Annotated in this window: 10 protein-coding genes; 7 read left to right on the top strand and 3 right to left on the bottom strand. The window is 40.6% G+C overall.

Annotated features, from left to right (window positions below; translation table 11 throughout):
- Positions 1 to 387: 387 nt before the first annotated feature.
- From ACQKL5_RS09065 to abc-f, 3 genes are all read left to right on the top strand, one after another.
- Positions 388 to 699: a PadR family transcriptional regulator gene (locus tag ACQKL5_RS09065; RefSeq protein WP_427608132.1), complete on the top strand. Its 312-nt coding sequence runs from the start codon at positions 388 to 390 to the stop codon at positions 697 to 699.
- Positions 700 to 701: 2 nt separating this feature from the next.
- Positions 702 to 1,253 (top strand): DUF2812 domain-containing protein, encoded by a 552-nt coding sequence (locus ACQKL5_RS09060; protein WP_427608131.1) that lies wholly within the window; start codon positions 702 to 704, stop codon positions 1,251 to 1,253.
- A 293-nt stretch (positions 1,254 to 1,546) separates the two neighbouring features.
- A complete protein-coding gene (gene abc-f, locus ACQKL5_RS09055; RefSeq protein ID WP_427608474.1) occupies positions 1,547 to 3,178 on the top strand; it encodes a ribosomal protection-like ABC-F family protein in 1,632 nt (543 codons plus the stop codon).
- A 74-nt stretch (positions 3,179 to 3,252) separates the two neighbouring features.
- On the opposite strand, the gene ACQKL5_RS09050 is transcribed toward abc-f, so the two are convergent.
- Positions 3,253 to 4,404 (bottom strand): ABC transporter permease, encoded by a 1,152-nt coding sequence (locus tag ACQKL5_RS09050; RefSeq protein WP_427608129.1) that lies wholly within the window; start codon positions 4,402 to 4,404, stop codon positions 3,253 to 3,255.
- 127 nt (positions 4,405 to 4,531) lie between these two features.
- Between ACQKL5_RS09050 and ACQKL5_RS09045 the strand changes: the two genes are divergently transcribed.
- Together ACQKL5_RS09045 and ACQKL5_RS09040 are read left to right on the top strand one after the other, a co-directional pair.
- The gene (locus ACQKL5_RS09045) at positions 4,532 to 5,119 is read left to right on the top strand and encodes a TetR/AcrR family transcriptional regulator C-terminal domain-containing protein (RefSeq protein WP_427608127.1); all 588 of its coding nucleotides are present in this window, start codon (positions 4,532 to 4,534) and stop codon (positions 5,117 to 5,119) included.
- Positions 5,120 to 5,171: 52 nt separating this feature from the next.
- Positions 5,172 to 5,393, top strand: a complete 222-nt coding sequence (locus ACQKL5_RS09040) for a hypothetical protein (RefSeq protein WP_427608126.1) — start codon at positions 5,172 to 5,174, stop codon at positions 5,391 to 5,393.
- Here the strand turns inward: ACQKL5_RS09040 and ACQKL5_RS09035 are convergent.
- Positions 5,382 to 6,281, bottom strand: coding sequence for a 3-hydroxyacyl-CoA dehydrogenase (locus ACQKL5_RS09035; RefSeq protein WP_427608472.1), 900 nt, complete (start codon positions 6,279 to 6,281; stop codon positions 5,382 to 5,384). The two genes, ACQKL5_RS09040 and ACQKL5_RS09035, sit on opposite strands and share 12 nt — an antisense overlap.
- Before the next feature lie 296 nt (positions 6,282 to 6,577).
- Here ACQKL5_RS09035 and ACQKL5_RS09030 point away from each other — a divergent pair, with 296 nt between their 5' ends.
- The gene (locus ACQKL5_RS09030) at positions 6,578 to 7,363 is read left to right on the top strand and encodes an SDR family oxidoreductase (RefSeq protein WP_427608125.1); all 786 of its coding nucleotides are present in this window, start codon (positions 6,578 to 6,580) and stop codon (positions 7,361 to 7,363) included.
- 248 nt (positions 7,364 to 7,611) lie between these two features.
- The gene (locus ACQKL5_RS09025) at positions 7,612 to 8,844 is read left to right on the top strand and encodes a cytochrome P450 (protein WP_427608124.1); all 1,233 of its coding nucleotides are present in this window, start codon (positions 7,612 to 7,614) and stop codon (positions 8,842 to 8,844) included.
- 145 nt (positions 8,845 to 8,989) lie between these two features.
- Here the strand turns inward: ACQKL5_RS09025 and ACQKL5_RS09020 are convergent, their stop codons facing one another.
- Positions 8,990 to 9,211, bottom strand: a complete 222-nt coding sequence (locus ACQKL5_RS09020; protein ID WP_427608123.1) for a hypothetical protein — start codon at positions 9,209 to 9,211, stop codon at positions 8,990 to 8,992.
- Positions 9,212 to 9,399 lie beyond the last annotated feature (188 nt).

The following is a 9,399-nucleotide window of genomic DNA, read 5'->3' as shown; positions in this document are numbered from 1 at the left end:
AGGAGTCTGGTACCTTCCGTTCCAATCAATTATGTGTTAACTCCCAGATTGAACCCTTTTCCTAAAATGTTGAGTGTTGAATAGGAGGACGATGATTTCCACTCCGGGCACTCGCTTTCCGCGGGCGGTCCGTGAGCCTCCTCGGCTTCCGCCAGCGGGGTCTCCCGTAGACACGCATTTCCCGCAGGAGTCTCGTACCTTCCGTTCCGATCAACTATGTGTTAACTCAAGTTCGAATCCTCTTTATGGCCCTGACTTTAACCTTAGAAGTAAGCTCTCCTTTTGGAAATAAAAATTAATTAAGGATAATATTCACATTTATATCGGGTGCTGATATAATAAGTATATCAACAGACGATATAACGTCAGACGATAGGTGGTGTAACGATGGACGAAAATGCTCCTTTGACAGAAGGTGTTTATTATATCCTTGTATCTTTATATGAGCCAAGACATGGATATGGAATTATGCAGTATGTTTCCGAGCTTAGCAATGGTCGTGTTGAGCTTGGCCCTGGAACGATTTATGGAGCGATTAAAACATTGGTTAAGCGGAAATGGATTGTTCCAATAGATGAGGGTGACCGAAAAAAGGAATACGTCATTACGGATGCTGGGAAGTTGACGGTTGAAAAGGAAATGAAACGACTTCATGAGTTGTATCACAACGGTTTGCTCATTACGAAGGGGGAGAAATAGCCTTGAAGGAAGTTAGGTATCGCTTTTATTTGGATTATGAAAAAGAAGAAAAATGTATCAATGATATGGCCGTGCAGGGTTGGCACCTTGAGAAGTGGTTTTTGAATAGGTTCACCTTTACAAAGGGAGAGCCGGGTGCATTCACTTACCGTAATGAATTTCTCGGTGCCATGTCTAAACAGGAGAAGCAGGATTATTTTGAACTACTTAAAGACAGCGGGATTACCATCATCTATGAATTGGGTGGCTGGGTATACATGAAAAAAGTAGCAGCTGAAGGCCCTTTTGAAATATATACAGATACACAATCAAAGATTAACTATTATAAGCGCATGTTGAATATTTTACTCTATTTCTTTTTCATAAATATTTTCTCGGTTATTATGAACGGAGGTCTGTTAATTATTTATGGTAATCAATCGCTGCTCCCGGAATTCATTAGCTCAGGTCTTCCTATTCTTAACATAGTAGGTGCATCGCTTATCGCCATTCCGATTATAAAAATCATTCAGCGAAAAAGGGCATTAATGAAGAAAAAGGATTTATATGAGTAAATGATTATGGGTAATTAAGGAAAATAATCGCTTCTTTTTTCGGTGATTTATGTTACAATGTTTTTACTAATAACAGAAGGGATGATGGGTGGACGATGGATAAATAATCTTATTTTTATAAGTTTGAAATAGCATATTTCAAATTTTTACGAAATAGGATTAGTCTGCCCATTTTCTCTAAGCGGTTAAGCCATTTGAAGTGGCTTGTTTGAGTATGATGAAAATGCGACTAATCCTTCCAATTAATTTGGGAGGATTTTTTTGTTCTCCCCTTACAGAGAGGGATGAAAGGTATGAAGGAACTGTTGAAATTACGAAATGTAAGCTATGTCATAAATGATCTTACCGTGTTCGAGGAATTGAATGGCAGTGTGCAACAAGGAGAAGTTATCGGAATCATCGGCAAAAACGGTGCCGGGAAATCGACCTTGTTGCAACTCATAACCCAGGAATTAGAACCTGAAAAAGGACATATTCAGTGGTTGGAAAAAAATGTGGAGGTTGTTTTGGTTGAGCAAGAAACCGAGTCTTTTTCTTCCGATGAAGTGACACCTGTAGAGGGTGCTTTATTGGAGAAGTGGCATGTGCCAAACCGGAGTTTTTCCCAATTGAGTGGCGGAGAAAAATTGAAGGTGCGATTGGCAAGGGGCTTTGCGACAGATGCCCAGCTTCTATTGTTAGATGAACCGACGAATCACCTTGATGAGCAAAGTACGGATTTCCTTATCGAACAGATCAAGACATACAAAGGGACGATTATTTTGGTTTCGCATGATCGCTATTTCTTGGATAAGGTTGCAACGAAGATCTGGGCCATTGAAGGTAAAAAGCTGATGGAACACAAGGGGAATTATTCTAGTTATATGGAGGTGCGTGAACAGAAAAGGCTGTCCCAGCAACGTGCCTATGAAAAACAGCAGAAAATGATTGAAGACATTGAAGGTCAAATGAAGGAGCTCACTTCCTGGTCTAAAAAGGCTCATGCCCAATCGACGAAAAAGGAAGGAGTGAAAGAATATTATCGTGTAAAAGCAAAGCGGATGGATGCCCAAGTAAAATCGAAGCGGAAGCGCCTCGAGAAAGAACTTGAAAAAGCAAAGACGGAACGTGTCGAGTCTGATTATACAGTGCGCTTTTCCATAAAACCGAATAACAAAGTTGGAAAACGTTTCTTAGAAGTGAAGAATCTGACCAAGTCATTCGATGGACGGATAGTATTTACTGACGTCAATTTCACAATCCAGCATGGTGAGAAGGTTTCGTTAATGGGGCCAAATGGAAGTGGGAAGACGACGTTGTTGAATGTGATTTGTGGAAGGGAACTTGCCGAAGGAGATGTATGGATGTCACCGTCTGCCAATATCGGTTACTTGACGCAGGAAGTGTTCGATTTACCACTGAATCAAACACCCGAGCAGCTATTCTATAAAGAGACATTTGAAGAGAGAGGAAAAGTCCAAAATTTAATGAAGCACTTAGGATTCACGTCCTCCCAATGGACAGAACCAATTGGGAAAATGAGTATGGGTGAGCGGGTGAAGTGCAAGCTAATGGTCTATATTTTGGAAGAAAAAGATGCACTTATCTTAGATGAACCGACGAATCATCTGGACTTACCTTCACGCGAACAGCTTGAAGATACATTAGCACAGTATGATGGCACGTTGCTTGTCGTTTCGCATGATCGGTATTTCCTTGAAAAAACAGTGAACAGTCAACTTGTCATCTCTAACAATCGCATCCAAAAGCAGTGGCAGGAAGCACCACAAAAAAGGGATAGTCAGGTTGAACGGCGATTGAAGCTAGAAAATGAAAGACAAGAAGTGTTGGGTAAGCTCAGTTTCATGACCCCGAAAGACAAAGCGTACACAGAGCTGGACCTGAGATTCAAAGAATTGACGAAACAGATAAATGAGCTGATTTGACAAAAAAATATATAAAAGCGGCTGTCCCCAAAGGTCATTTTCCTGACTTTTGGAACAGCCGCTTACCTATGTTCTTATTTAGCTTTGGTACTATCTCTACGTGCTGGTTTAAAAATAGACAGCAGGTAAATCACTAAACCGACAATACCAATTCCTAAAATCGTGATGAACGATCCACCCGTATAGAAGCCACTACCGAAGTAGAAAATCTCACGTAACCCTTCAGAGGCAAAGCGGATCGGAACCCAAGGACGAATGAAGTTCACAAAGAAATCGGGAAGCATTTCTAGTGGTGTCATTAATACACCCATACCTAGAAGCATGACAACCATGAATAACGTGATGGCCGGTTTACCGATCCATGCCGTAATGGCTGATACTAATAGGAAGAAACAGAATGCTGCAAACGATACGAAGAATGCGACTAGTAAGTAACTTGGCATATTAATACCGGCGATGGAGGCTAATGTCGCAACAGTGAATCCAGAGAATAGGGCGATGATCAGACCGAATAATACTTGGGCACCCATTAAGCGTAATGTTTGCTTACGTGTTAAGTTTTCTTTCTTAGTGATGTTTGATATGGCTAAGTATAAAATGAAACCACCGATTAAGGCCCCTACCCAAGCAGGTACAGCCATTAATGTTGGTGCACTACCGTTTGCCGTTGATGCTGTGATTTCATTAAACACTTTTTCTTCGGAAACGATTGGGTTCACTAATACAGCTGCTTGAGCTGCATCAATTTGTTGACCATCCATTTGTTTGATGAAATTCGTCGAATATTGATTGTTTAATTGCGTAACTAAGCCGTTTAAAGCGGTTTTCGCAAAGTTAGCACCCGTCATGTTATACCCTTGGTTAATGTAAATTTTCAATTGTGCTGATTTGTTATTCTTCATGGCGTTTTGTAAGCTATCATTATACCCTTCAGGAACGACCAATGCTGCATAATACTGTTTATCATCGAATAGATCTTCAATGTTTTCTTCTTTTTCCTTTGTAAAAGCTAACATCGGTTCTTCGCCATCTGTGCCTTTACTCATTTGTTCAACGGCTGATTGGACAGCATCTACATGTTCGCCTTCATCATTGACAATAAGGGCAACAGGTAAGTTTCTTACTTTCGGATTTCCTTGGGCAAATAGATTTACCGAGAATAAAGCGATAATTAATATGACAGCGATGGGAGCAGCCCACGCTAATTTATTTTTAAATAGTTTCAATGCTATCACCCTTTCTCAATTTTCAACATGTTGTTTAGTGGTATGCATATATCTTATAATTCTAAGAGTATAGAAGCAATGAACAAAAGTGAACAGCTTGTTGAATTTTAGGTCGGAGGTAATCATGATGACCATGTATGCAGAAAAAAATCGAAAAACCAAACAGCTCATTCAAACATCGTTTGTACATATCTTAGAAAAAAAGTCATTTGATTCGATGACGGTAGGGGACATTACGAAAACGGCCCAAATTAACCGTGGAACATTTTATTTGCACTATCAAGATAAATTCGACTTGCTAGATCGAATAGAACAGCAGTTGTTTGAGAATTTAGGCAATCATATTGATGAATTGCAATCCCATTATTCATCTACTCTCACGTTTGAAAAAGGACAAGAGCAATTAGCGGCTACCTTATTTAGCTCTATTAAAATGCATGCACCCCTATTAAAGGTATTTTTAAGCAATCATGGGAGAACAGGTTTTCACCTACGATTTAGAGATGCCTTTTCCGAAAAAGTGCGTGTTAATTTAGAGAAGAATGAAAACTTTCATGCATCCAATGTAAAAGTGCCCATGGACTACTTTTTATCCTTCATTACGTCTGCTTTTTTAGGATTGATCGAGCAATGGGTACAAAATGATTTAGATAAAACGCCTCAAGAAATGACCGAATTATATATTGATATCATTTCCTATATTCAAAAGAAATAACCAGGTGCGAAAGGACAGTGAATTACTAGTAGAAAAAAACGGCTTGAGCACTATGAAAATTCATAGTGTTCAAGCCGTTCAGTCATTATCTGAAACCCACTGTGAATTGATTACGGCAGGGTCCATTAATAGCAAATACGATACGAATAGGACGCATTATTCAGGGATACGAATGGTTAGACAACTATCACCCCATGTTATCCAATTCGATTTCCAACTAACTTTGATGTGGGGAGCATCCCTGCTTTTTCATTCCTGTTCATTATCCTTTTAAAAAATCCGCTTTAGCGAAAGCAGGATTCGGATATGTGTAGAATCCTTCTCCTGCGTTTCTTCCCGTTTTTCCTTTGTCGATATACTCCGTTTTCAAGAGGTTAGCCAATTTCACGAAATGTGGATCGCCTGCTTGCGCTTTACCATTGGCAATGTTGTAAGCGGTCGTGATTCCAACCACATCTAGGATAGCGAAAGGTCCAAGCGGTGCACCTGTTGCTATCATCCATGTTTTATCGATGGTTTCTGGATCGGCAACTTCGTTCAATAAAAGTCCTTGCGCCGCTTCCAATAAAGGAACCAATAATGAATTCAAGATGTAGCCGGGCTGCTCTTTATGTAATGGGAGGGCAACCATTCCGATGGCTTTTGCAAATTCAATCACTTCATCGAAGAACCTTTCATCGGTTCCAGGGTGCTTCATGACTTCTGCCGTATTGTTTTTCCAAATTTCATTTGCGAAGTGTAAAGCCAGGAATTTCTCAGGACGGCCTGTAGCATCCGCAAATTGACTTGGTAAGAGTGTAGAAGAGTTCGTTGCGAAAACAGTCTTTTCAGGTGCTACTTTCCCTAATTCATTATAGAAATCCGTTTTAATCTGAACGACCTCAGGAATCGCTTCAATCACCAGGTCCGCATCAGCCACAGCTTTTGCTAGTTCAGAGTGGAAAGAAAGGCGTTCATAGGCTGCATGTAACTCTTCGTCCGTTGCACCTAAATCTTCTTTATAGTAGGGCTTCAATTTCATGATGCGATTCTTTGCCTGTTCTAATGCTTTGTCGTTAATGTCATACACCGTTACATTGAATTTCCCTTTGTAAGCCGTTTGGAAGGCTATCTGACTTCCCAAAACGCCGCTTCCAGCAACTGTGATGTTTTTGTAATTCATCATCGTAAAAACCCCTTTTTCGTTGGTTATCCTATTTTGTTTAAGCTTTAATGTTGGGAATGCAGGGATAGAGTCGATATTTGTAAGTGTTCCCATAACCCCCCTTAATAAACGCAAAGGCTGATTTCTACGATGCGTCTACAGTTCTATAAAATTTCACCGAAAAAAGCGGATAAAGTCCATCTAGACCATCTTCTCTTATTTGTCTTTTGCTCCTGGAAAAGCGTTGTTTTTGTTTAGGTCTATAGCATTGGGGAAGAAGAAAATATAGAGAAAGTTGATAGGAGGAATAGTAGATGACTAAAACCATTTTCATTACAGGAGCAGGAAGCGGACTCGGAAGGGGAACGGCTCTCGGGTTAGCGAAGAGAGGGCATCACGTAATTGCGACGACGGAAATCACGTCCCAGAAAACCGATTTGATGCGGGAAGCCCAGGAGCAAGGGCTGAACATGGAAGTGTGCAAACTGGATATTACGAATGAACGGGATCGGGCATTGATTGACGAATATGATTTTGATGTGTTTGTGGCAAACGCCGCCATCAATGAAGGCGGTGCACTGGGGGAAGTGCCGATGGACCGGTTCCGGGCGATTTTTGAAGTGAATGTGTTCGCGACACTTGAATCCGTCCAACATGCGGCAAGGAAGTTGGTCAAAAAAGGAAGCGGGAAAATCGTGTTCTTAAGTTCGATGGCAGGGACCATCACGACGCCATTCGGCGGACCCTATGCGACGACTAAACATGCCATCGAGGGGATGGCGTTAACCTTGAAGGATGAGCTAGAGCCATTCGGCGTTCAGGTTGCGACCATTAATCCAGGTGCTTATAATACCGGTTTTAACGACCGAGCCGCAGAGGAGAAATGGAAGTGGTTCGACGAGTCTCGTCATTTCACACGGAAAGAAGATATGGAGAAACAGGACGCGGGATTAAAGAACCAACTTAATCCGGAAGACATGATTGAGAAGATGATTGAAATCATCCCGGCTGACCACCATAAATTCCGTACGGCTTATCCAGAAGAAATGGAAAAAAAGATGAAGAAAACCGAACAAGAGCGATGGGATATGGAGATTTGATCAAGTAGAGTAAGCACTCATTTTGAGCATTTGAAATGAGTGCTTTTTTATGTGGTCTTTTGGCACACTCGTGTTGACGCATAGAAGAGTCTTCCTACCTATAAAAAAACCAAAGTCATTCAAATGTGGGATTCATGCACTATTACTTATTGCTTTTTTCAAAATACTCTGTTTAGAGTATGCTGAACATACATGCAAATGTAGAAGGCAGAAAATCTTTAGACTGTTTGAAGGAGGAATAAGACTCAATGAATAAAGAAGTGATTCCTATTAAAGAAATTACGAATTTTCAATCGCGTGCTGATGAGTTTTTCCCGATTGATTGGTACAAAGAGATGCTTGATAATCATCCGGTCTATTTCCATGAGGCGACAAATACGTGGAATGTATTCAAATATGAACATGTTAAACAGGTATTAAGTAACTATAAGGTTTTTTCTAGTGAAGGCCCTAGAAGCACCATTTTCGTAGGAGCGAATAAGAAAGCGGAAAAACCTTCTTCCATAACGAATCTTACAATGGTAGATCCCCCTGCACATCGGAAAAGCCGCTCCTTGTTAGCAGCCGCTTTCACTCCACGCAGTTTGAAAGAATGGGAACCTCGCATTCACCAAATTATTAGAGACCTGGTCGATGACATACCAGCTGACACAACGGTGGATATCATAAAAATGTTCTCAGGCCCGTTACCTGCTATGGTCATCGCGGATTTATTCGGTGTGCCGATTCAAGATCAGCACCAGTTCAAAGAATGGGTCGATATCCTGTTCCAGCCATATGACGAAGCAAGGTTGGAAGAAATTATGCGTAAAAAAGAACAGGCCGCAAAGGAATATTTCCACTATCTATATCCAATAGTCGTTCAAAAACGTTTGGATCTTACAGATGACATCATCTGTGACTTAATCCGGGCAGAAGTGGATGGTGAAAGGTTTACGGATGAAGAAATTGTGCAGGCGACGATGCTTCTATTAGGTGCGGGCGTCGAAACGACCAGTCATGCAATAGCGAATTCTTTCTATTCATTGCTTTATGATGACCCGTCCATTTATGGAGACCTACGGGATGAGCCTGAACTGATTACGAATGCCGTTGAGGAAATGTTACGTTATCGGTTCCACAGTTCCAGACGAGATCGTACGGTTAAAGAAGATAATGATTTATTAGGGGTGCCATTAAAAAAAGGCGATACCGTCATCGCTTGGATGAGCGGCTGCAATCTGGATGGAGATATGTTTGAGAATCCTTTCACAATAGACATACGCCGTGCCAATAACAAGAAGCATTTGACCTTCGGAAGCGGGCCACATTTCTGCTTGGGTGCACCGCTTGCACGATTGGAAATGAAACTGGCATTGGAGCTTTTCGTCAAGAAATTTTCTCATATCGAGCCTGTGGAAGGGTTTGAATTAGAACAAAACTTAACCGAATCCGCTACAGGACAGTCCTTAACTTATTTACCGGTGAAGGTTTATAAGTAAGCGGGGTAAATAAATGACTTGAGGGACATCAGAATATTTCTGGTGTTCTTTTTCTTATGTCACAATACTATTCCGGAAAATCACTAATCAGAGAACGATCGGAATGCCGCTGGTAAAATCGTAATTGCTAGGGTACTCTTCTTGATTAGTTCTTTCCTCCTTTTTCTTTTTTTGAAAAAGTGATGTCTCCCCATAACCATAAAAAACCTGTAATGAGCAATGGTAATCCGATTGATTGGAGAAGTATTTGTTCCCAAGCAATCGCTTTTTTATCAATGTATACCGTACGCAGTGAGTATACGATTATTGAAAGAATGATTAATGTAAAAGTGATCTTCATCCATTTTTTAAAGGTAAGGTGTACCATTGAGAGTGACCAGCTCCTTATAGTACCACTCTAACATATTATTCGTTTCTTTAGATTGCTTGCATAGTTAGAGAGTTTTAAGAATATAAAACCAAGTTTACGAAAACAGAAACAAGAAAATACTAATAGATAGTTCTGCAAAATACGAAGCAGACTTTTAGGAATATGCAATCTAAAATAGTATAATA

Source organism: Peribacillus sp. NPDC097675 (genome assembly GCF_050277655.1).
In the GTDB taxonomy this organism is placed as follows: Bacteria; Bacillota; Bacilli; order Bacillales; family DSM-1321; genus Peribacillus.
This window is presented reverse-complemented; position numbering and strand designations above follow the sequence as displayed.

What these genes read in the sequence shown, in the direction of transcription:
- ACQKL5_RS09065 (WP_427608132.1), top strand. Translation starts at nt 388, where the DNA reads ATGGACGAAAATGCTCCTTTGACAGAAGGTGTTTATTATATCCTTGTA.
- abc-f (WP_427608474.1), top strand. Translation starts at nt 1,547, where the DNA reads ATGAAGGAACTGTTGAAATTACGAAATGTAAGCTATGTCATAAATGAT.
- ACQKL5_RS09045 (WP_427608127.1), top strand. Translation starts at nt 4,532, where the DNA reads ATGACCATGTATGCAGAAAAAAATCGAAAAACCAAACAGCTCATTCAA.
- ACQKL5_RS09040 (WP_427608126.1), top strand. Translation starts at nt 5,172, where the DNA reads ATGAAAATTCATAGTGTTCAAGCCGTTCAGTCATTATCTGAAACCCAC.
- ACQKL5_RS09035 (WP_427608472.1), bottom strand. Translation starts at nt 6,281, where the DNA reads ATGAATTACAAAAACATCACAGTTGCTGGAAGCGGCGTTTTGGGAAGT.
- ACQKL5_RS09030 (WP_427608125.1), top strand. Translation starts at nt 6,578, where the DNA reads ATGACTAAAACCATTTTCATTACAGGAGCAGGAAGCGGACTCGGAAGG.
- ACQKL5_RS09025 (WP_427608124.1), top strand. Translation starts at nt 7,612, where the DNA reads ATGAATAAAGAAGTGATTCCTATTAAAGAAATTACGAATTTTCAATCG.
- ACQKL5_RS09020 (WP_427608123.1), bottom strand. Translation starts at nt 9,211, where the DNA reads ATGGTACACCTTACCTTTAAAAAATGGATGAAGATCACTTTTACATTA.